The 22,105-nt window shown below is 52.0% G+C and carries 17 protein-coding genes and 2 tRNA genes; 5 read left to right on the forward strand and 14 right to left on the reverse strand.

Features of this window, described 5'->3' with window-relative positions; genetic code table 11:
* Positions 1 to 21: 21 nt before the first annotated feature.
* The 5 genes from QWY82_RS16055 to QWY82_RS16075 all read left to right on the forward strand — a co-directional run bounded on the left by QWY82_RS16055 (position 22) and on the right by QWY82_RS16075 (position 11,363).
* A complete protein-coding gene (locus QWY82_RS16055) occupies positions 22 to 1,686 on the forward strand; it encodes a caspase family protein (RefSeq protein WP_290264407.1) in 1,665 nt (554 codons plus the stop codon).
* Between the two features lie 34 nt (positions 1,687 to 1,720).
* The gene (locus QWY82_RS16060; RefSeq protein ID WP_290264409.1) at positions 1,721 to 3,190 is read left to right on the forward strand and encodes an autotransporter outer membrane beta-barrel domain-containing protein; all 1,470 of its coding nucleotides are present in this window, start codon (positions 1,721 to 1,723) and stop codon (positions 3,188 to 3,190) included.
* Positions 3,191 to 3,234: 44 nt separating this feature from the next.
* Positions 3,235 to 8,424, forward strand: a complete 5,190-nt coding sequence (locus QWY82_RS16065) for a fibronectin type III domain-containing protein (RefSeq protein ID WP_290264410.1) — start codon at positions 3,235 to 3,237, stop codon at positions 8,422 to 8,424.
* A gap of 480 nt (positions 8,425 to 8,904) precedes the next feature.
* Positions 8,905 to 10,434, forward strand: a complete 1,530-nt coding sequence (locus QWY82_RS16070; RefSeq protein WP_290264412.1) for an autotransporter outer membrane beta-barrel domain-containing protein — start codon at positions 8,905 to 8,907, stop codon at positions 10,432 to 10,434.
* Positions 10,435 to 10,499: 65 nt separating this feature from the next.
* Positions 10,500 to 11,363, forward strand: a complete 864-nt coding sequence (locus tag QWY82_RS16075; RefSeq protein ID WP_290264415.1) for an alpha/beta fold hydrolase — start codon at positions 10,500 to 10,502, stop codon at positions 11,361 to 11,363.
* A gap of 59 nt (positions 11,364 to 11,422) precedes the next feature.
* Here the strand turns inward: QWY82_RS16075 and QWY82_RS16080 are convergent, their stop codons facing one another.
* From QWY82_RS16080 to tolR, 14 genes are all read right to left on the reverse strand, one after another.
* Complete coding sequence (locus QWY82_RS16080) at positions 11,423 to 12,181, reverse strand: MBL fold metallo-hydrolase (protein WP_290264417.1); 759 nt, start codon at positions 12,179 to 12,181, stop codon at positions 11,423 to 11,425.
* Positions 12,181 to 13,350: an NlpB/DapX family lipoprotein gene (locus QWY82_RS16085; protein WP_290264418.1), complete on the reverse strand. Its 1,170-nt coding sequence runs from the start codon at positions 13,348 to 13,350 to the stop codon at positions 12,181 to 12,183. Before QWY82_RS16085 ends, QWY82_RS16080 begins: the two co-directional genes overlap by 1 nt.
* A gap of 50 nt (positions 13,351 to 13,400) precedes the next feature.
* Positions 13,401 to 14,273 carry a 4-hydroxy-tetrahydrodipicolinate synthase gene (gene dapA, locus QWY82_RS16090; protein ID WP_290264419.1) on the reverse strand — a complete coding sequence of 291 codons (873 nt, stop codon included), beginning with the start codon at positions 14,271 to 14,273 and terminating at the stop codon, positions 13,401 to 13,403.
* Between the two features lie 86 nt (positions 14,274 to 14,359).
* A complete protein-coding gene (gene nadA / locus QWY82_RS16095) occupies positions 14,360 to 15,415 on the reverse strand; it encodes a quinolinate synthase NadA (RefSeq protein WP_290264422.1) in 1,056 nt (351 codons plus the stop codon).
* Positions 15,416 to 15,538: 123 nt separating this feature from the next.
* A tRNA-Lys gene (locus QWY82_RS16100) sits at positions 15,539 to 15,614 on the reverse strand.
* A gap of 56 nt (positions 15,615 to 15,670) precedes the next feature.
* Positions 15,671 to 15,746 (reverse strand) — tRNA-Lys (locus QWY82_RS16105).
* Between the two features lie 106 nt (positions 15,747 to 15,852).
* Entirely contained in the window at positions 15,853 to 16,530 is a 678-nt protein-coding gene (gene queC, locus QWY82_RS16110) for a 7-cyano-7-deazaguanine synthase QueC (RefSeq protein WP_290264424.1), read from the reverse strand.
* 31 nt (positions 16,531 to 16,561) lie between these two features.
* Entirely contained in the window at positions 16,562 to 17,410 is an 849-nt protein-coding gene (locus QWY82_RS16115; protein ID WP_290264426.1) for a substrate-binding periplasmic protein, read from the reverse strand.
* A gap of 26 nt (positions 17,411 to 17,436) precedes the next feature.
* Complete coding sequence (queE, locus tag QWY82_RS16120) at positions 17,437 to 18,087, reverse strand: 7-carboxy-7-deazaguanine synthase QueE (protein ID WP_290264429.1); 651 nt, start codon at positions 18,085 to 18,087, stop codon at positions 17,437 to 17,439.
* 94 nt (positions 18,088 to 18,181) lie between these two features.
* Entirely contained in the window at positions 18,182 to 18,934 is a 753-nt protein-coding gene (ybgF, locus tag QWY82_RS16125; protein WP_290264431.1) for a tol-pal system protein YbgF, read from the reverse strand.
* Between the two features lie 146 nt (positions 18,935 to 19,080).
* Complete coding sequence (pal, locus tag QWY82_RS16130) at positions 19,081 to 19,563, reverse strand: peptidoglycan-associated lipoprotein Pal (protein WP_290264434.1); 483 nt, start codon at positions 19,561 to 19,563, stop codon at positions 19,081 to 19,083.
* Positions 19,564 to 19,590: 27 nt separating this feature from the next.
* On the reverse strand, positions 19,591 to 20,862 hold the full coding sequence (gene tolB / locus QWY82_RS16135) for a Tol-Pal system beta propeller repeat protein TolB (RefSeq protein WP_380736097.1): 1,272 nt from the start codon (positions 20,860 to 20,862) through the stop codon (positions 19,591 to 19,593).
* A 17-nt stretch (positions 20,863 to 20,879) separates the two neighbouring features.
* Entirely contained in the window at positions 20,880 to 21,641 is a 762-nt protein-coding gene (gene tolA / locus QWY82_RS16140; RefSeq protein WP_290264437.1) for a cell envelope integrity protein TolA, read from the reverse strand.
* A gap of 5 nt (positions 21,642 to 21,646) precedes the next feature.
* Complete coding sequence (tolR, locus tag QWY82_RS16145; RefSeq protein ID WP_290264438.1) at positions 21,647 to 22,072, reverse strand: protein TolR; 426 nt, start codon at positions 22,070 to 22,072, stop codon at positions 21,647 to 21,649.
* Positions 22,073 to 22,105: the final 33 nt, after the last annotated feature.

Raw genomic sequence — 22,105 nt, forward strand, 5'->3', positions numbered from 1 at the left:
AAAAATGATATGGAGATTAACGTGAAAAAAACATCGTCCTACCTAAGCTCAACTATTAGCCTCATCACCTATCCACTAATAGCAATCGGTCTTGCTGCCTGCGCCTCATCAGCTGGCGACCAAAGTAATATGTCGGCCACAGAACAGCGCACAGCACGTATCGCTGAACTTCAGGTAGTGGATTGTTCTCTACCAGGACAAACTCGCATGCTAGGCAATACGCCTTACATGACGCCACGCCGCCCCGCTACGCTCACCGCGGCAGAATGTCAGACCCGCGGCGGCGAGTATGTCGCCTATGATCGCGCCGATCTCAAAACAGCCTTAGCCGTTTGGATGCCGGCAGCGGAACAAGGTGACGCCGAGGCGCAAGTCAATGTCGGTGAAATTTTCGAAAAAGGCACAGGTGGTTCACCTAACTACGAAGCGGCCGCCATTTGGTACAAGAAAGCCGCCGACCAAGGCAATAAGCGCGGCCAATTTAATATTGGCACACTCTACGAGCAAGGCTTAGGGGTTGAAAAAGATCAAATTGCCGCCCTCGAATGGTACAGGCAAGCGTGGGGGTTACCGAAAGACGACTTGGTATTTCAATCCAGTGTGACGCGGCAGCAGGCTGAAATCACCGAGACACTAAACAAAGAGATCCGTAGCAAGAACCTTCAAATTAAGGCCATGAAAAACCAAATTGCCGAGCTAAACGCAAGTTTAGTCAAAGCAAATAACAGCGAACTCAAAGGCCAAATACAAGAGCTAAACGCCATCGTTTCACAACTCGAACAAGAAGCGAAAACGGCCCAGCAAAAAGTCGCTCTCTACCCACGCACCGACCAACTGGTTGTGCGCACGCCCACAGCAGCAACGGCGAGCGGGAAAGTGGCTGGCAAAATAGAATCCATGGGCAGCACGTCAGATGTTTCGCTGAAAAACATTAACTTTGGAAAGTTTTATGCACTTGTTATTGGCGTGCAAAACTATGAAAACATTAATAGCCTTGAAACCCCGATCAACGACATTAACGCCATAGCCGAAACGCTGACCGAGCGCTATAACTTTACCGTAACAAAAGTCATAAACGCCGACGATGTTGGCGTGATGGAAGCCATTAACAATATTAATGAAAAACTAACCGAGAATGACAACCTACTTATCTTCTACGCCGGTCACGGCGCGCGCTTAGCCTCAGGCGACTCAGAAGCTGGCTATTGGTTGCCAACCAATGCCGAAGCACCGCCACGCGATACTTACTGGGTAGCCAATGAATTTGTCACCCGCCATCTAGCGCGCTTTAAAGCAAAGCGTGTATTGGTTGTAGCCGACTCTTGTTACTCGGGGCTTTTATCCAGCGCACCAGGTTTCTTGATGATGGGCGAAGACGGCAAATACACCGACGAATACATTGCCTATAAAGCCGACAAACGCTCGAGATTACTGCTCACCTCAGGTGGCGACAATCCGGTATTGGATAGCGTAAACACCGGCCATTCGATCTTCACGCAAGCATTTCTTAAAGCGTTAAATACCAATAAGGAAATATTTTCTGCGCCCGAATTATTTCTGCAGCTAAAAGCTGAGGTAACCAAGTCGGCGAAAGCCGTGAAGTTCAGCCAAACACCTGAATATAAAACCATTAAAGGTGCCGGCCACGAAGTGGGCGATTTCTTTTTTATTCCGAAAAAGTCTTAGGCCAAGGTAACTGCAAAAAATAGGAAAGTCACAGATGAGCACATTTACCTTTAACAAAACGCCCCTTACGCTGGCATTAACGGGCCTGCTGGTTACACCGGTTTTTGCAGACCTCGGCGAACTAGAAGGCCAATTCCAGTCAGAGCTCGAAGAGTTGTCGGCGCAGACCAACCAGGCCACTTACACGCAATTAAAAGAATTAGGCTGCAACGACCAAGATCGCACCCCTACCGACACTTGCAGCGCGGGTGTTTTTATCGTTTGGCAAAACGTGCGTGAATTAGTTCATACCGCCAATGAAATAACTGGCACTGGGCCCACGGAATACAGCCTCGATACAGACTTAGAAGGCCTAGGCTTCGCCCTGCGCTGGACTGCCGGCGAAGAGTTTTCCAGCCAAGAGTCTATGACCAACAGCTTCACCAGTGGCCAACTTTCCAACCTAGCCTCTCGCGTTACCGCCTTGCGTGCGGGTGCACGTGGATTTGCCATCGCTGGCTGGTCTAATCCGGAGGGGAATAAATCGGCTTGGGCCGGCGGCCTAAATGCCGGGGACGACACAAGTGATGCATGGTCGCGCTGGGGTGGTTTTTTAAATGGCAGTTACACTTATGGCAATCAAGACCCAACAGAACGCGAAGATGCCTTTGATTTTGATGGCTCGGAAATCAACGGAGGCTTAGATTACCGTATTAACGAACACTGGATTGCAGGTGGTCTGGTGGGCCACCAAAACCAAGAAATTGATTTCGATTCGTCCTTAAGCATCGTTGATGGCGGCGTTACTATGAATGGCTGGTCAATCATGCCCTTCGTAATGTTTCAAGGTGAACACTGGTACGGCAGCTTATCGGTTGGCTACCAACGTGCAGATTTCGACACCGAACGCAGCATCAAATATCCCTCGCTTAACCCTAATGTGGCCAGTGTAAATACTGTAGCAATCAGCACCAATACCGCCACCACATGGACCGCTAACTGGGCCGGGGGTTATAGCTTTAACATTACCCAAGCGTTCACAATCGAGCCATCTATCGGTGTTAACTACCAAAAGGTTGGCATCAGTGACTACACCGAGCAAGACTTGCAAAACGATGGTTTTAATTTTTTTGTACTCGAACAGAAAATTAAATCGCTCGAAACTACTTTCGCCGTGAAAGCCCAGTATGTCGTCAATACTGCTTACGGGGTGTTTATCCCCTACATAAATTTGCAAGCTTTTGCCCAACATGAAACCGACGATCGCTATATTGATGCCATTTATGCCGATGCACTCTCTACCCTTACCGATAGCGCACGTTTTTCGCTACCCACTAATGCACCCGACAGCGATTACAAAATTTACGGTTTAGGACTTGCTGCGGTGTTACGCGGCGCCAGCCAAAAAACCTTAGATGGGCCAGCCAGCGGTGGCATTCAAGCATTTGTTAATTACCGCGAAGTTTTGGCAGTAGGCAACTACAAACAAATAATTATCGCGGGCGGCTTGCGCTACGAATTTTAATTTAATTTCAAGTTACTGCACACGCAATGGACAGAGTACACACCATGGAATCTACACTTCATAACATGCGTTTAGGCCTTGTAGCACTACCTTTAATCGCCTCTCTCAGTCTGGTCGGTTGTGGCGGCGATAGCAAAGGCAAGGTTGGCTACCAAGAAGACGACCTACCGCCGGTGGCGCAATTGTCCGTACTTGGCGCTATTGCCAAGGGTAGCAGCTACCGTGTGCGCTCAAACAGCGAAGTTGTGCTTACCGGTAAAGACAGTTTTAGCGACTATGCCCCCATATTGGAATACAAGTGGCGACAGGTTTCCGGCACCCCGGTAACCCTCGTGGAAAGAACCTCAAATGCCGTCGCTTTTACCGCACCACCAGTGAAAACCAATAATTTACTGACCTTTGAGCTTACCGCGATTGACGGGAACGACAATTCCGATACGGCGCAAATCCATATCGAAGTGTACGCCATCAACGATGTGGATCACTTTTTGGCAGACCCTGCCACGCCAGACCACAGCCTTCGCTTATTAGCCGCGCTGCAAGCGGGTAGCACCACCGGCAATGAACCAGAGCCAATTGCACTCGAGGTGGAAACTATTGCCCACTGGCAAAACCGCGACGGCGATTTAGATCAAATATCGGTATACACAGAGCAAGTTAACGCCCTATTTCCTGCTAACTTTTCGACGCCGGCTAACTACGACCCGTTAACTGAACCTAAAAACCCGAGTTTCACAATTCAACTAGCACGCCTTAATGCCGATGACATTAACAAAAACTTTGAAACTGAAAACCGCAACAGGCGGCTAGACCCCTACAACATCAGCACCGCCTATTTAGAAATTCAAGTTCGCGTGGTAAGCGCCAATCTGGGCTTCGAATTATTCGCCCTCGACAACGACGGTCAGACCTTAGTTGCCAGTGACCTGGAGCCAAGTTCAGGTGTTAGCTCAGCGCAAGCCACGTTAAAAGCGGCACAAGCTGGTCTAGCCAAAACAATCATTAATGCCAATCAATTGAGCGCACCTAGTAATAGCACAAACAACAATACCAACGGATCGCTACTGCAAACTTGGTTGGGCCAAAACAGCGTAAACCTATTAACCAACAATGTATTAAATCAACTGGGAATAGAAAATAACGTAACGGCCAGTAATTACTACGCCTTAATAGACCCAGAGGGCAATTTTGCCACACTGGACAACTGGCTAATTTACGCTGGCTTTAACGATGCCAACGGCAAAGCCATTTCAGACCCGAGTATTGCGCACGCACTCTATGTCAACAATTACGACCTCGGCTTCGGCCGCGATATGTATTTACGCAAAGCCGACAATGGCAATGTTTACTCTTACGTTACCAACTACCCAACGGTGGAAACAGGTTTAGAACAGCGACAAGAGTTCGCCGTTGTTGCCATGGAATACAGCGAAAACCCTGACCCAGCAGGAGCAAACCCTAAAATTGTAAAGTTCTGGTCCTTTATTCAAGACGAGCGCAGCGGCAAGTTCGTGCGCGTAAACAGCATGAACTTTGACGGCAGGGGCGAACAATTTTTACCGAATGTGTGTACGGCCTGCCACCAGAGCTACCCCGGTGTGGGCAAGCAATTTTTGGATCTAGCCGACGCTGACCTAGGCGCTACTTTTATTCCGTGGGATCTCGATTCCTTCCTTTATACCAAGGCGCAAGACCCAAATTTAGTTGAGCCCAGTTTAAAGGTAACAGAGCTAAACAAGGAAAAAATCGAGCGTTTTAGTCGCGAAAACCAAGAAGCCGAATTTAAAAAGTTAAACCTCGGCGCGCTAGCCACTTATCTTGGCGAACCCGAGCGACACGCGGCGGCCACTGCGCTGATACACGGCTGGTACGGCGATGAAGCGCTGGAATTACCGGTGGATCAACTACCGGAAGACAGCACCTTTAACGGCGCCTATACCCAACCGGGCTGGGCCGCCGAGCCGGAGCTTTACCACAAGGTGTTTGCCCGCAACTGCCGTATATGCCACACCCAGATGGCTAACGAGAAAACTAATTTCGACAGCTATGATGAGCTTTTTAACAACGAAAAACTTGTAGAATACACCTACGTTCAAGGCTTAATGCCCTTGGCGCGTTTGTCCATGGATCGCTTTTGGGTGTCCTATCAAAACGATGCGCAAGCGCCAGCCGACCTGTTGCGCGAACACATCATTGCGCGCGGCGATACCAATCTAACGCTAGACACCTTTCCCGGTACGCCACTGGCACAATTCACTGCAACCCCAGCTAACCCCAACATAGATCAAAGCGTCGTACTCGATGCCAGCGCCAGTAAATTTGCCAAAGATTTTCTTTGGCAAATTACCAACAAGCCAGATAATTCGATGACCAGCTTGGTGAACAGCACAGGCCTCACCAGCTCGTTTAACCCAGACACCCCAGCCGGAGACTACGAAGTCACCTTAACGGTCACCAATGCGGATGGCGAACAAGCCAGCAGCAGCCAAACTATTAGCACCCAAGACAGAACTCCCCTAGCCGATTGCATAGCGGCCAACACGTCAAGTTTAACCAATGAAGGCGCATTGCAAATTCCCGTGGTTGCCCGTATGACCGAGCTCGGCGATGGCCAGGTGCGCATTGCCACCCTCGGTCAAGGCAGTTTAGGTAGCGCAACCCTAAACAGCGACGGCCAAGGCTTTGACTACGCATTAAACGATCCATTTGTGCGCGGTGTGGATCAGGTAACCTTCGCGCTGCAAGACCTGAACGGCACAGCCTCACAACCAGGCGCGGGCTGCAGCGGTTTATCTGTCGTGCAAATAGACACCAGCACAGCGGGGACTTTTGCGCCTAGCACCCTAGCGGCAAGCGTACACCCGAGCCTTGATACCTCAGCGATTCAAGTTAACTGGCAAGCGCCCTCTGCCATTGCGCCAGATAGCTACAAGGTTTTTCGCGATGGAGTTGAAATTGCCGACCTGACCAGCACCAGCTTTACCGATACCGGCCTAACATCGGCAAGTAGTTATAGCTATACCGCGCGCAGTGTCGTGAATGGGTTTGTCTCGAACCCATCCAGTCAAGCGAGCGCCACTACCCTCGCCCTAAGCCCGCGCAATCCGGTGGCAACTGCTACCTCGTCCACCGGCGTTAGCGTGAGTTGGGATCTACCCCTAGGCAACAATGCCAACCTAGCTGATCCAACCCAATATTCGCTGGCACGCAGCCAAGCCAATTATCCCGCCACGCCAGCACTACCCAGTAGCATGGTTCAATCCAACTTAACCAGCACCAGCACTAACGACAGCGGGCTCACCCCCGGCACCAGTTATCGCTACGCAGTGGCGGCGCAAACCAGCCTTGAATCATCAAACCTGGTGGCAACCAGCAGTGTCACTACGCCGCCATTACCAGTCTCCAACCTTGCGGTTAACCCCGGTGATGACGCGCGAACCCAAGTAGTTGTAGATTGGACTGCTCCAACCGGCCATGTAAGCCATTACGTCCTAGCTCGCCGCGAAGGCAGTGGTAATTACGCAGAAATTGCCACACCAGCCACCACTCAATATGTAGATTTAGGTTTAAACGAGAGCAGTACTTACACCTATCAAGTAACCAGTGCGGCAGGCAGTGTTTACTCGAACACACAGAGCTCGTCAGACATCACCACGGCCTCAGCTGGCGACGGCCAACCGAGCGATTTTGCAGCAAATGTCAACGCGGCCAGCTACACCAATGCGTCACAAATTGTTCTAACCTGGACACCGCCGGTAGCCTTTACACCCGACAGCTACATACTGCGCCGAGATAATAACGACGGCAATTTTGTGGTGGTTGCCAGCTGCTGCTTGGGCAGTGCGAACAGCTACACCGATACCGGACTCAATCCGGCATCCACTCACAACTACCAACTCATCGCAGAAATCGGCGGTGTTGAATCGCCACTGGTTACCGACATCGCCAGCACGCTGGCGCTGGCGCCTAACTTTAACTCGGCAATCACAAACAGCAGCACCCAAATTACCTTGAGCTGGGGCTCACCGGCAGCCGAGGTAGAAAGCTACACCCTTTCGCGCACCGGACTTACGGTCAACAATGCCGTGCCGGGCTATGTAGACACGGGTTTGACGCCAGGCAAGTCTTACCTTTATACGGTAACGGCGTTGCAGGGCAGCAGCAGTGCTGCGTCCACACGCAGTGCCGCCACCGCCCCAACAGCGCCCAGCGCCCTGGGCATTAGCGCGATAAGCACCACCAGTTTGCAGCTTAATTGGACTGCGGCAACAGGCAACGACAACGACGGTGCCATTGTTTACGACATCTATCGCAGCGACGATGGCTATAGTTCCGCCATTGCCAGCAACGTTGTAAGCACCAGCTTTCTCAATACCGGTCTCACACCAGCCACTAACTATGGCTACCGCGTATTTGCCAAGGCAAACGCTGAATTATCGAAAACTTACACCAGCGCCAGCCTAAGCACTCTGGCCGCGGCGCCCACGCTAACCAGTGCGGCGGCAGTTAGTGGTAACACCAGCACTATCGTATTGAGCTGGCCAGCGCGAAGCAGTAGCGCCATCACCGGTTTCAATGTCTATCGTAGCGACGACGGCTACACCACCCCAGTATTGAGCAACGTGGCGGGTACTAGCACGGGCGCCACCAACACGGGCCTGAGCGTAGCGACCAGTTATAGCTACCGAATCACGGCCCTTACCAGCGGGGGCGAGTCGGCGGTATCGAACACGGCTTCTGGCGCAACTTACCCCGCCGTACCCACGGGCGTCTCGGCGACGGTAGACAGCACCAGCCAAATCACGGTGAATTGGTCAGCGGCCGGCAATGGCGCCAACGTGCGCTACACGGTGATTCCCTCTTCAGGAAGTCTGGTGAGTAATATCAACGGTGTCAGTCGCGCCATGACCGGTCTGACTAGCCACACCAACTACACCTTTAGGGTAACCGCGAATGCTAATGGCCTTAGTTCAAACGCGTCTAGCCCAAGCGCCAACGTGCGAACATTGACCTCCTATGCAGATGTTCAAACTCAAGTTGTGGATGTGGTTGGATGCACGAGCTGCCACCTGAGCACAGATGCAAATACCAAAACCCGTATTATCAATTTCCAGGCCTGTATCACTAACGATACAGACCTGAGCGATTGTTCAGCGAGTATGGTGGGCGTTTCAATCACCGGAGCACAGCGCCAATTGATTGTTGATTGGTTTACCGACGGCCAACAAAACTAACGAATACCTCTGGCGCCAAAGTCTGTTGGCGCCAGAGGCTTATTTACTGATGCCAAGTTTTTACACCATCTATCGACTAGTGTGTATCGGTTTTGATCAACCCAAGTAAGCCAATATGAAACGCCTCCCTCTCACAGCCTTTCTAAATAAGCTCTCCTTTGACCGCCTAGCTTAGCCTCACGCGCAGCGAAAAAAACCTTACCTGTCGGCACAATGAAAAAACATTGGGGGCATCAAACGACAACGAGCAGGCAAACCCATGTACCTCTTAACACTATCGTACGGTTTTGGCGGATAAAGTTCACAAATAGCCCTTCTGCACCCAAAAGCGCCTAGCCGGCAAGTTCTAGTGCCGGTAAAATGCGCGCTACAAGACTCGTGCCCGCGCCGCGACAACGCCAGACGTTAATAACTTACTAAAATAGAGTTTTTAACTCGGCGGTTAAGGCTCACTTACCAAACACCTCATAAGGAAATGACATGAAACACACATTACCACTCTCTATTTTAATCACCGGGCTCGGTGCCGCCGTAAGCCAAATTGCTAACGCTGATTTCACTAAGCTCGGCAGTCAATTTGAAACAGAACTACAACAGCGCGCTGCCGCCACGACGCAAGCCGTTTACGACCAGTTACTAGCTCAGGGCTGCGAAGAAAGTTTTGGCGAGTTCGAAACAATCCCCGAAGGCAATGGCACCGAGCCAACAGCGAGTTTCACAACAAACAAAAGTTTTATCGCCGGCGTAGGCGCCCAGCCAGTGTTTAGCTGCACAGGCAGTACCCTTGTGGTGTGGGAAAATGTGCGCAAACTGGTTCACACCGCCAATGAACTTACCAACAGCGGCCCGACGGATGCCAGCTTGAGTCTAGACATAGACGGTTTGGCTGCGGCCCTGCAGTGGACCGCCGGCGAGGAATACTCAACCCAAGAGTCCATGACCAAGAGCTTTAACAGCGCCCAACAAGCGAATTTGCAAACCCGCATTGCTGCCTTAAAGGCATCTAGCCCTGCACTCGCGCACCACGCCAGCGTCTCGGCCAGTGGATTGAATGCTGGTGATACCGCCAGTGATCAATGGTCGCCATGGGGTGGTTTTCTAAATGGCAGCTACAACACTGGCGAGCAAAAAATTAGCGCCCTCGAAAATGGCTTCGACCTAGACGGCTCCGAAATAAACGCAGGCCTAGATTATAGGCTCAACAGCAACTGGATAGTGGGTGGCTTAATCGGCTACCGCGAACAAGATATTAAGTTTGACGTCAATAGCGGTGCCGTGGATGGCAAGGTAAATATGCAAGGCTGGTCGATTTTGCCATTCTTACTTTTCCAGAATGATCAGTGGTACTCCAGCCTTTCTGCCGGCTATCAGTGGAATGACTTTAGCACCCGTCGCGACGTGCAATTTGACTCGCAAAATATTAACGTCGAGGGAGCAGACACCCAGGCTAAAAGTACCAATGATAGCAATACCGTCACGGCCAACTGGGCCGGTGGCTATAGCTTTCAGGTCAACGACGCATTCTCTATCGAGCCGTCCATCGGTATTAATTACCAAAAAGTATCCATTGGTGATTACACCGAGTCAGACGCGAATCAAGCCGGCTACAATTTATTTATTGAAGCGCAAACGATCAAATCTTTAGAGTCTTACTTCGCACTAAAAGCGCAATACGTCGTCAACACGGAACACGGTGTTTACATCCCCTACGTCGAGATTCAAACTGTGGGCCAAAAGGAAACGGACACGCGTTATGTCAAAGCGAGCTACGCCGAGATACAAGATTTTATTAGCGGCGATGCGCTTTTCTCTCTGCCCACCAATAGACCGGACAGCGACTACAAAGTGTTTGAATTCGGTGTTGCAGCGGTACTGCGCGGCGCCAGCCAAAGCACGCTTAACGGCCCCGCAGCCGGCGGTATTCAAGCGTTTTTGAACTATCGCGAACTGGCCGATATGGGCATTTACAATCAAAAGACCATCTCGGGCGGCATTCGCTACGAATTCTAAGCCAGCGGCAAAACTGACGACTATCGTGTTATCCTGATGGTCGTCAGTCCTCCCTACACCTATTTATGAACTCGATATTGCGCCGAAGCTTGCCACTCTTTGGATTGATTTCCACCCTACTCGCGAGCATCGCCTGCACCACTACCTCACCCTACGACCCCGAAAAACTCGCTCGACAACACCAATGGCAGCGTGAAATCATTGCCACCGAGCAACTTAATTTCATGGCCTTTTCGGCACCCGAAAAGCCAAGCAAAGCCCGGGAAAAAAACTTATTTATTTATCTTGAGGGTGATGGCCAAGCCTGGGCATCGCGCCACAGTGCATCGAGCAACCCTACACCAGTAAATGCCATAGGATTAGGCTTGGCGATTCAACATCAGGGCGGCAAGGCGGTCTACCTCTCGAGGCCCTGCCAATTTCTCGCGCCGAGCCAACTAAAAAATTGCGACATAAAACGCTGGACCAGCGGACGCTATTCAGAGCAGGTCATCGCGGCGACGCATCTGGCACTCTTGCAACTGAAACAAAAACACAACGCAGATAAATTGATTTTAGTGGGTTATTCAGGTGGCGGAACCTTAGCGGCTTTTGTTGCTGCGCGGGAAAAAAGCGTCAGCCAACTCATCACTGTCGCCGCGCCGGTCGATCACAAGGCCTGGACCAATTTACATCAGGTCAGCAGCCTTAGTGATTCGCTATCTATTCACGATTACAACGCAGCGCTCGCCCAAGTTCCGCAAATTCATTTCTCTGGTGGCCGAGATAACATTGTCCCCAAGCAACTTATCGAACAATGGGTGACGCAATTAAAGCGCAACTTTCCACAAGCGCCGATTACCACCGTGACCCTAGAGGACTTTGATCACCATTGCTGCTGGGTGGAAAAGTGGCCGGAGATAAGCAAACAATATCTACACGGGCTTTAGAAGTAAACGCGGTGCCAGTTTAAGCCGGCCTAAACCAACTTGAACCCTGCTAGCCGAACTTAAACCAGCTCAAGCCAATCAAAACCTTCTTCTTGGCAGGCGTAAATCACTTGTCGAGCGCCCTGACTCACCGCATCCAAAACCGACCTAGCCGCTTCGAGTGAATTATTTTTCTGGCTAATATGGGCAATAACCAAATGCTGCAACCGAGTGACATCGAGTTGAGCGAGGAAACTGGCGCTCTGTTGGTTGCTCAAGTGCCCCCAAGGGCCGCCCACCCGCTGCTTTAACGATTGTGGGTAGGCGCTATAGGCCAACATAACCGGGTCGTGATTGGCTTCTAAAACCAGCGCGTCGCAATGCTGGTAGCTCTCTTCAACATGGGCGGTAATCATGCCTAGATCGGTCAATATGCCCAGGGTTTTTCCGGCCGCGCTAATTACAAACTGCGCTGGCTCGCGAGCATCGTGTGGAACAGCCACAGGTTGAATGGCAAAAGCGCCGATACTGAAGGCTTGATAACCCTCAATAAAATGAATCGCAGGCATCTTACCCAGATCTTTGACTTTAAACGTACCCGGCGTGATATACACCGGCAGATTAAACTTACGCGCTAAGGCAGGCACGCCGCGAATATGATCGCCATGTTCGTGGGTGACAAGAATGGCAGTAATCTGATCCGCGGTTTTACCCAGCTTGGCTAAACGTAAAACCGCTTCCTTGGCGGAGAAACCACAGTCGATAAGCAAGACCTCATCGCCATACTCCACCAGTGTTCCATTCCCCTTGCTACCACTACCAAGGGAGGCGAAGCGCATTAAATAAGATTCCTACGAATAATACTCAGCTTCTCTTTTGCGTCGCGCTTAGTTAAGCGGTTGCCGTAACCATCGCGGATGCGAATATCAACTTGCGTCTCGGTTGCTAGCACAACCACTAAATAACCAGGCACTTCGGTCAACTTTTCTCCGACGGCAAAGCCCTCAACACCCGGGAAAATCGCCCGCGCCTCAGGTGAGTCGGGCACCTGTAAATTGGCCAACAGCTCCGCCAAACTATAAGGTGTGGTGGGAATAACCGCATCACTTGCACCGCCAAACCAACGGGTATACCAACTTTCCTCATCTGGATTTACTGGCTCTTCATAGCCAACGTAAAATACCCCCTCGTCTATCTCTAAATCAAAGGTCGTAAAACCCTGTTGGCGCAAGGCGTGGGCGATGGTGGCTCTGGCGCGCTCGTAAGACAGCGCCATGCGAAGCACCGGCTCACCGGCCAACATTTTTACCGAGATTTTGGGGCCGCCGCCGATACCTTGGGCCAGCAGCGAGGTAGATCCTGTACTCGCTTGGCTGGCTAAGGTCGCTGCTAACTCGTCCAGCATCCAAGCTTCGCGCTCTGGATTGATGGAAAGCTCGGGCCAGTCACCGGCCGCCACGGCATTGGCAACGTTGGCGGCATCGTGACGAATATGAATCTCGGTGGACTCAGGCTGCACGCCTTGCTCCACATAAACTCGGTAGCGGTCGCGAACTTCCGGCGAATCTTTGAACTGCAACCACGCACTATCAATCGTACCGGCGACCGCGTCTGAATCGGCAACCGCCACTTGGTTGGCGGCTAAAAAGTTTCGAATGCGCGGCCAAACTTCGCTCGGCGGCGAATTCACTAGAATCCAGCGCTTGGCGCCCAATTTTTGAATTTTAACGCTTTCCTCAAAGTTTGACGTTGCCAAAGCCTCTGGCCTGGGTGTTTCAAATGCTTCGGTTAGGTCAAAGTCATCGGTTTGAAGTGTCGGCACGACATACAACTCGTCGAGCGAATTAGCGTTATACTTTGATGGCACAACAATGGGTTTAATCGGCTCAGCCAATAAATAGTCGTTGCCGCGATCGCGAAAATCATTACCCATCCAGCTGCAGCTAACAACAAATAATGACAAAGGTAGCAACACAAAGCCGCGCCAGTTTGTTATAGGTTTTATCATGCACATCTCTTTTTGTAGTTCACCACTGAAGCGCTTCAGTGATTATGTATTTACTGTGCGGCTGCTTTTAAGGCGGCCTGCATCTGATCGTGAAATTGCTCGGACAGCGGCGTCAAAGGCAAGCGAATACCGTGCGCCGTAAGCCCGAGCGCAGACACCGCCCACTTAACGGGAATCGGGTTTGACTCAACGAACATCGCCACGTGCAAAGGCATCAACTTTTGATTAATGGCCCGCGCCGCGTCGGCGTCGCCGGCAATCGCCAATTCACACATCTTGGCAACGAGTTTCGGTGCTGCGTTAGCCGTAACGCTAATATCGCCCTTGCCGCCAGCCAACATCAACTCAACCGCTGTCTCATCGTCGCCGGAGTAGATTAAGAAATCTTTCGGTGCCTTGGCAATCAACAAACGCGCTCGCTCCAGATCACCGGTAGCCTCTTTCACGCCGACTATGTTGTTATGACCCGCCAAACGCAAAACAGTTTCAGGTTTCATGTCGACGCCGGTGCGGCCGGGCACGTTGTATAAGATTTGGGGTATATCCACTGCATCGGCAATGGCCATGTGGTGTAGGTACAAACCTTCTTGGGTGGGCTTATTGTAGTATGGCGTCACCAGCAAACAGGCATCGGCGCCGGCGCCTTTGGCGCGCTGGGTAAGCTCGATGGCCTCGCGAGTAGAGTTAGCGCCAGTGCCTGCAATAACAGGAATACGACCCGCTACCTGCTTAACTACAGCGGTGATCACCGCGAGATGTTCATCTACGTCTAATGTGGCCGATTCACCGGTGGTGCCAACGGCGACAAGCGCGTGAGTTCCCTGGGCAATGTGCCATTCGACTAACGTCGCGAGGCTCTGCCAATCTAGCTCGCCACTAGCCGTCATTGGGGTTACCAACGCAACCATACTACCTTGAATCATGACTCCACTCCGTTTGTGAACGCTCGTTTACGCGAGCGTAATGGTACTGATGCACCCTGCTAGGTACAAGGGCAGCAGACTAGGGATTATTGTTGGGTTTTGGTAAAGGCCAGCATCCGATTCAGCGGCAGCATAGCGCGCTCGCCTAAGGCCTTATCGACAAATATCTCATTACTGCCATCGCGCAATGTCTGCTCGAGGTTATCCAGTGCATTCATTGCCATCCAAGGGCAATTGGCACAACTTCGACAAGTCGCACCACTGCCAGCGGTGGGCGCGATGTGAAAGGTTTTATCCGGGCACAGCTGCTGCATCTTATAAAAAATGCCCTGATCGGTCGCGACAATAAACTCGCTATTGGGCAGCGTTTGCGCGGCTTTGATCAGCTGAGAGGTTGAGCCCACCACATCGCCCAGCGCCACCACGGCATCGGGCGACTCAGGGTGCACTAACACGGCCGCACCGGGGTGCCGGCGCTTAAGATCTTCAACACCTTGCGCCTTAAATTCTTCGTGCACGATGCAGGCGCCATCCCAAAGCAAAACATCGGCACCGGTCTGCTTCTGCACATAGCCACCCAAGTGCTTGTCTGGTGCCCACAGGATTTTTTGCCCTTGGGCATCCAAGTGCGCCACTACGTCTAGCGCAATACTGGAGGTAACCACCCAATCGGCGCGGGCTTTAACCGCCGCTGAGGTATTGGCGTAAACCACCACAGCGCGGTCTGGATGCTGATCGCAAAAGGCCGAGAATTCTTCTATAGGGCAGCCGATATCGAGCGAACAGGTGGCCTCGAGCGTTGGCATCAAAACCCGCTTATGGGGGGTCAGTATTTTTGCCGTTTCGCCCATAAATTTAACCCCAGCCACGAGCAGCGTTGTGGCGGGATGCTGGCTGCCGAAGCGCGCCATTTCCAAGGAGTCGGCGACGCAGCCGCCGGTCTCTTCGGCAAGCGCCTGAATCAGCGGATCGGTGTAGTAATGCGCCACCAACACGGCATTTTCGCGCACCAACAGCGCCTTAATCCGCGCTTTTGCCGCGTCGACTTGCTCAGGCGTAAGCGCGCTAGTTGAATCGCTGGCTAAATGGTCTTTCACCCACTGCCTTGGCGTTTGTTCAACGGGGGTATTTAGGTTGGTCATAGTTCTCTCAAGGTGCAACTCGCGGCGCGATTCTACCACATCTTAAGGCCAGTTAGCCCCCAAATGACAGCCATAAAAAAACCGCCCAAAGGCGGTTTTTTATGGCTCGGTAGAGCCTGAATATGGTGGGTCGTGCGCGACTCGAACGCGCGACCAATTGGTTAAAAGCCAACTGCTCTACCGACTGAGCTAACGACCCGAAAAACGGACTTTCGGCACAAACCTAGGTAGCGGGCTTGTACATATTCAATTAAGTGGTGGGTCGTGCGCGACTCGAACGCGCGACCAATTGGTTAAAAGCCAACTGCTCTACCGACTGAGCTAACGACCCCCTTAAGGAGGCGCATATAGTACTGATTTAATTGGAAAAGACAAGCGCTTATTGCGGTTTTTTAGTGGTCAATAAACAGCCAGAAACAGCAGCGATAACGCCCGAATTAACGGTACCGAGTCGGATCTTCTAGCCCAGCCGACTCAAACCCCAAGCGCCGTAAACGGCAGCTATCGCACTTGCCACAGGCGAGCCCCGACTCGGTGGCCTGATAACAAGACACGGTCATCGCATAATCCACACCTAAGCGCGTACCCTCGCGCACAATATCGGCTTTGCTCATAGCGATTAACGGGGTGTGAATGCTGAGTTTGTGGCCTTCAACACCCGCTTTTGTGGCCAGATTTGCCATCGTCTCGAAGGCGGCGATAAACTCGGCTCGGCAGTCGGGATAGCCGCTGTAATCCACGGCATTGACACCAATAAAGATATCCTTAGCCCCTAATACCTCTGCCCAACCCAAGGCAATAGAGAGAAATACCGTGTTGCGCGCCGGCACATATGTGACCGGAATACCCGCCGTTTCCTGCTCGGGTACATCGATAGCAGCATCGGTCAGGGCCGAGCCGCCAATGGTGCGTAAATCCAACTGCACCACTTTATGCGCCTTTACGCCCATAGCCTCTGCAGTTCGCTGTGCCGCCACCAACTCGGCCCTGTGGCGCTGTCCATAGTCAAAGCTAAGCGCGTAGACATCAAACCCGCGCGCCTGGGCCATGGCAATGACCGTGGTTGAATCCAATCCGCCAGACACCAAAACAACAGCGGAATTACCTAAACTCATAATGCACTCTCATATAAACACAGCCAGCGGGCTAGAAATCATTCATCGGCGGCTGCACCGCCTCGAGGCAGCGGCCACCGGCAAAGCAATAGGCCTGGCGCGGCCAAAGGTCGTGTTGGTAAAAAATCGCAGTCGAACTGCCATCGAGATTCATAGATTTTAACGCATCGCGCACCGACGCCACCCAAGCTTGACCCTCGCTGTGGCGGGACAAATAAAGATCTGCCCGGGCATTGCCAAGGGTTAAATGGGCGGCAAATTGCGACGCCGGAATACCGGTGATAAACATCGCATACAGTAGCGCCTGCTCGGTCGCCACTAGCGCATCCAACCTATCAGTGACCAACATACGCAAACCCTGCTCCACATTATTAATGGCGATGTGCTCAAACCCAGGGTACTCATCAAACCGGCGCCCATATTTAGAGCCGCGAATAAACCCGACGCGCTCGCCGTCCAAATCCTCCAATTTAGCGATCGGGTTATTGCGGTTAGCCGGCGCAATCAAAATAACACGCATGGTCACCACATGCCCTAGCGACACGCCAGACTGCTCGGCCAAGGGGCTGACAAACATCACACCCATATCGGCACTACCACTGGCAAGGTCGTGCACCACGCGCGGGTAAGGCCGCAACTCGGCATTGACAGCCAACTTGGCGCGCTTAAAAAGCTCGTTTTGGAAGTTAACTAACAACCCAGACTGCCGATCATCGGCGTCGTAAAACCCCCAGGGCGCGACGATAGGCACGACAATAGCAGGCAATGGCTTTGGCTCACCTGATAGCTCGGCACGCGCGGCAACACAAGAGACAAGAGCAACCAGCGTGAACAGAGCTCTGTAATAGCGGTTAATGCTAGTGTCTTTCGAATCCACCATCTAACCAAAAACTCCCACAGCTAAGCTCATCGTCCGGGCTCATCGCCCCACAAAATTTTATGTAACTGTAGCTGAAACCTAATGGGCAGGCCGCTCTCAATGACCCAGCCAGCCAGCTCTGCAGGGTTTACCTGGCCAAAGGACGGCGAAAACAGCACGTCGCCCACCTTGTCGCATAAATCCAACTCGGAAACCTTAAAGGCAGCCCACTCGAAGTCGGCCTTGCCGCAGATTACAAACTTAATTTGATCGTGCTGAGTTAAATGGGCGATATTGTCCCAGAGGTTGCGATGATTCTCACCGGATGCCGGGGTTTTAAGATCTACTACGCGACTAACCCGGGCATCCACTTGCGAAACATCGAGCGCGCCACTGGTTTCCAGAGACACTTGATAACCCGCGTCACACAAGGCCGACATCAACATCAAACTATTGGCCTGAGCCAGGGGCTCACCCCCGGTAACGCAGACATGAGTACTTTTATAACCCGCCACTTCCGCCAAAATATCCGTTATTTCCCGCCGCTCGCCGCCATGGAAAGCGTAGGCCGAATCACAATTGTGACAGCGCAAAGGGCAGCCGGTGAGGCGCACAAACACCGTGGGCAAGCCAATAGAGCGAGCCTCGCCCTGTAAAGAGTGGAATATTTCGGTAATCTTGAGAGTAGAGTCACTCATGCAGTGGCTTCCGCGGATCAAAAGCGGCGGATGATACCCAATTGCATCACCCAATGCGAACTGATGACCTCAGTTCGCTCCCATGCTGTACAGGCTAGTAGTTTTGCGCCAGAAAATCCTTGGCCAAGCGGGAGGCGTCGGCACTGCTACCGGCAACGGCCTGAAGCAATGTTTTGGCTTTGGCCTTGTCGCCGAGCTGGAACAGCACAGTGCCCAACTTGTACTTGGCATCAGGCGCCTTGCGATCCGAGGGGAACTCTTTGGTTACGCGCTCAAACCAAGACTTGGATTGCTCCAATTTGCCTTCGGCAAGGTATATCTCACCCAGCCAATACTGGCTATTGGCGGCGTATTGGCCCTTTGGATACAGATCCAAATAGGCGGTAAAACCCTTGGCAGCACCGGCCAAATTGCGCTGACGCAAATGCCCATAAGCCGCTTTGTAAGCCGCTTCTTCATCTGCACCTGCTCCGGCACCAGCACTCGCGCCAACAACACTCGAGCTACTATTGGACGAGGCTGCAGCGCTTGAAACACCACCACTTAAAGAGGCCAGGCGACGATCGAGATCCATATAATCATCGTGACGCTGCTGCTTGAGTCTATTCAGCTCGTAAGCTTGCTCCTCCACCAAGCCGCGCAACTCCAACACTTCTTGTTGCAACGCCTGCAAGCGATAAAACAAATCGGCCTGCTGATTGGCATCGGGCGTAACCGGGCCAGAAACTGTTGCCGCCTGCGCCGTGGGGCGAGACTCAACCACGGTAACCTGAGCTTGCGCCTGGGCTAACAAACCACTGATGAACAAGGCTGAAATAACGAAACGCAGCATAAGAAACTCACTCACTTTTTCTACCAACCGGGTAACCATTACCCAGCCTACTGGCTTGTTTTATACCCTCGCGGGTACAGAGGAAGTCAATATAAGCCGTTCTCCCCCCAAAATGCAAAAAGGCCGGTTAGACCGGCCTTTTTGTCGAAACCAAGAAGCGCTTATTTAACTTCGGCGCGACGGTTCTGAGAGTAAGAAGACTCAGTGCTGCCCATCGCTTGTGGACGCTCTTCGCCGTAGCTTACAACTTCAATCATAGATGCATCTACACCTTGAAGTACTAGGAAGTCACGTACCGCATTGGCACGACGCTCACCCAGAGCCATGTTGTATTCACGTGAACCGCGCTCGTCGGTGTGACCGTCGATACGCACGTTACGTGGTGTGGCTTTCAAGTTCATTGCATGCTTGGTCAGCTCGGCGCGAGCACCTGGCTTCAGAGCAGAATCGTCAAAGTCGAAGTAAAACACAGTTTCCAGTACTTCTACTGGCTCTGGCTCTACGGCTTGTACTGGTGCAGTTTCAACTGGCTGTGCATTTGCATTTGCATCTACATCGTCCTGTGAACCTGTTGAGCTACAGCCTGCTAAAACAGCCAGAACCATCGCTAAACCTAAACCACTCTTGAAAGTATTCATTGTCATAACTCACTCCGTTAGGAAATTGATGTTTTAGTCGAAAAAGGGTGACCAAGCAGGTTCCCGAACATCCCCTTGCTTAGACGGCAATCGGAACTTAACACCTGCGTCTAAAGAAACCGCCGCTAAGATGCCTTTGTTCTGAAAGCGAGTCGCATACATCAGCATGGCACCGTTAGGTGAAATGCTTGGCGATTCGTCCAAATAGGTCTCTGTCAAAATACGCAGATCGCCACTTTGAATGTCTTGAGTGGCAATATGAAAAACACCATTTGAACGGTGCACCATAACCAAACTCTTTCCATCAGGGGAAACACGCGCCCTGGCGTTATAATCGCCGGCAAAGGTTAAGCGTTCTACCATGCCAGTTGCAAGTGTTACTTTGTAAATTTGTGGTTTTCCACCACGATTTGACGTAAAAACTAGCGACTTTCCGTCTGGCGTCCAACTTGGCTCGGTATCAATGGCAAAATGTTGCGTCACGCGCGCGAATTGGCGGGTAATTAAATTCAAGGTATAGATTTCTGGATTGCCATCTTTGGATAAAACCAACGCCAATTTAGTACCGTCTGGCGAGAAGGCCGGCGCACCGTTTAAGCCCTTGTAATTTGTTACCTGCTCGCGTTTTGCCGTGGCCAAATCCTGAACGAAAATCGCCGCCCTTCCGGTTTCAAAAGAAACATAAGCCAAACGCTTGCCGTCGGCCGACCAAGTGGGCGACATCAATGGATGCTTAGATTCCAACAACAGGCGTGGACGTGCGCCATCGGCGTCGGCCAGCATCAAACGGAAGCGATCCGTTGGTTTACCTTGTTGGAAAGCTTCCACATAGGCAACCTGAGTGGAGAAGGCGCCGCGAATGCCGGTGATTTTCTCATACACCTCATCGCTAATGTAGTGCGCTAGGTCACGCAACTGCGCCTCGCTCCCCACTATGCTCTTTCTGAACAACTTGCGTTGACCCAAAATATCAAACAACTCAAAGGTCACCGTGTAGCGCCCCTGCACTTCTTTAATATCACCTGTGACCAAAAACTCGGTGCCCAAAATGCGCCAATCGCGATAGATAACTTCGGCCTCGGAGCGCGGGAAGGCGAGCATATCGCTCACCGGGATAGGGCGGAACTGACCGCTGAGCTTTAAATCGGCGCGCACTATGCCGGGAATATCTTCGGGTAAACCGCGCGCACCGGAGTAGCCAAAGGGCACTATGCCAATTACGGTAGGGTTGTCGACACCCTGGGTAATTTCAATCGTTAAATCCGCACGCGCTTGCATACCCAATAGCAGCACCATGCCAAACATCAAGCCTACGATTTTTTTCACTGCCTTAAGTCCCTCGGTTCAAAAACTAATTTTAACTGGCGAAAATTCTGCTCAAAGACGCGTGGGTCCATACCCACCAGCTCTGGGAAGCGCTCAGCCTTCTTCACGGCCTGCTCGGCACTGCGATCGAATGCAGGGTTGCCGCTAGAGGTCACCACTTTTACGTCAATCACCTTACCCGTTGGCACCAGCTGAATCGACAAAACGCATTTCATGCCATTGCGTGCAGACGGCGGGCGACTCCAATTCATTTCCACGCGACTTGAGATGGCGGCAATGTAACTTTGCGCCGCCTCGGCACTGGTTTTCTGGGACATAAATTCGTCCTCCTCTTCCAGCGCATCAAACAGTTCCGACTGGCGCCGGCGCTTGGCCTCTTCCTGCGCCTGTTTTTCCTTGAGTTCCTTATCTTTACGGGCTTTTTCTGCCGCGGCCTTATCCTTAGCCGCCTTCTCTTTTGCAGCTTTATCTTTCGCCGCTTTTTCACGGGCCAATTTCTGCTGCTGAACCTTTTTAGCCTCGGCCTCTTTCGCTTGTTTAGCCCGGCGCTGGGCGGCAACGTCGACTACCTTTTGCGGCTTGGCCTTTTGTTGTTTTGGCGCCTGTGTTTCCAACTTCACCAAGCGAGCCTCAACATAGTTTGGCGGCGCCAATTTTTTAGCCACAGGTGCAGATTCCCAGCCCCAGGACAATACAACCACCAAGGCGAGATGGATGGCAACGCTAAAAACAATGGGAAGGCGATAACCTTGCAACATAGGCGTCAAAGCACCGGTGGTTCAGTAACCAAACCCACAGAGGGCGCACCGGCAGTCTGCAAATCTGACATCAACGACACCACCAAACCGTATTGCGCCTGGTGATCCCCCCACACCAACACCGGCGTATTGGGCTTTTGGCGCAGGATTTTGCCCACGGTTTCGGTAATTTGCTTCAACGGTTTGGCCGTTTTTTGATCTGCACCCAGATTCAAATAATAAGTGCCATCCTGTTTCACCGATACGATCAAAGGCTCTTCGTCATTTTGCTCCATGGGTGTCGATGGCGCCTTTGGCAAATCCACTTTAACGCCCTGCATCAACAAAGGTGCCGTCACCATAAACACCACCAACAAGACCAACATCACATCGATATAGGGAACGACGTTAATTTCCGCCAGCGGCTTCTTTTTCACGCGCTTAGGGTTCATAGACGATCTCCGAATGAAGGATCAACGAAGCTA

The sequence above is a fragment of the Simiduia curdlanivorans genome (assembly GCF_030409605.1).
Classification (GTDB): Bacteria; Pseudomonadota; Gammaproteobacteria; order Pseudomonadales; family Cellvibrionaceae; genus Simiduia; species Simiduia curdlanivorans.

Bases quoted from the DNA above. Each gene is read 5' to 3' on its own strand.
- nadA (WP_290264422.1), bottom strand. From the start codon at position 15,415: ATGACCAACCTAAATACCCCCGTTGAACAAACGCCAAGGCAGTGGGTG.
- QWY82_RS16075 (WP_290264415.1), top strand. From the start codon at position 10,500: ATGAACTCGATATTGCGCCGAAGCTTGCCACTCTTTGGATTGATTTCC.
- queE (WP_290264429.1), bottom strand. From the start codon at position 18,087: ATGAGTGACTCTACTCTCAAGATTACCGAAATATTCCACTCTTTACAG.
- queC (WP_290264424.1), bottom strand. From the start codon at position 16,530: ATGAGTTTAGGTAATTCCGCTGTTGTTTTGGTGTCTGGCGGATTGGAT.
- tolR (WP_290264438.1), bottom strand. From the start codon at position 22,072: ATGAACCCTAAGCGCGTGAAAAAGAAGCCGCTGGCGGAAATTAACGTC.
- QWY82_RS16085 (WP_290264418.1), bottom strand. From the start codon at position 13,350: ATGATAAAACCTATAACAAACTGGCGCGGCTTTGTGTTGCTACCTTTG.
- tolB (WP_380736097.1), bottom strand. From the start codon at position 20,862: ATGTTTGGCATGGTGCTGCTATTGGGTATGCAAGCGCGTGCGGATTTA.
- QWY82_RS16065 (WP_290264410.1), top strand. From the start codon at position 3,235: ATGGAATCTACACTTCATAACATGCGTTTAGGCCTTGTAGCACTACCT.
- QWY82_RS16070 (WP_290264412.1), top strand. From the start codon at position 8,905: ATGAAACACACATTACCACTCTCTATTTTAATCACCGGGCTCGGTGCC.
- dapA (WP_290264419.1), bottom strand. From the start codon at position 14,273: ATGATTCAAGGTAGTATGGTTGCGTTGGTAACCCCAATGACGGCTAGT.
- pal (WP_290264434.1), bottom strand. From the start codon at position 19,563: ATGACAATGAATACTTTCAAGAGTGGTTTAGGTTTAGCGATGGTTCTG.
- QWY82_RS16115 (WP_290264426.1), bottom strand. From the start codon at position 17,410: ATGGTGGATTCGAAAGACACTAGCATTAACCGCTATTACAGAGCTCTG.
- tolA (WP_290264437.1), bottom strand. From the start codon at position 21,641: ATGTTGCAAGGTTATCGCCTTCCCATTGTTTTTAGCGTTGCCATCCAT.
- QWY82_RS16060 (WP_290264409.1), top strand. From the start codon at position 1,721: ATGAGCACATTTACCTTTAACAAAACGCCCCTTACGCTGGCATTAACG.
- QWY82_RS16080 (WP_290264417.1), bottom strand. From the start codon at position 12,181: ATGCGCTTCGCCTCCCTTGGTAGTGGTAGCAAGGGGAATGGAACACTG.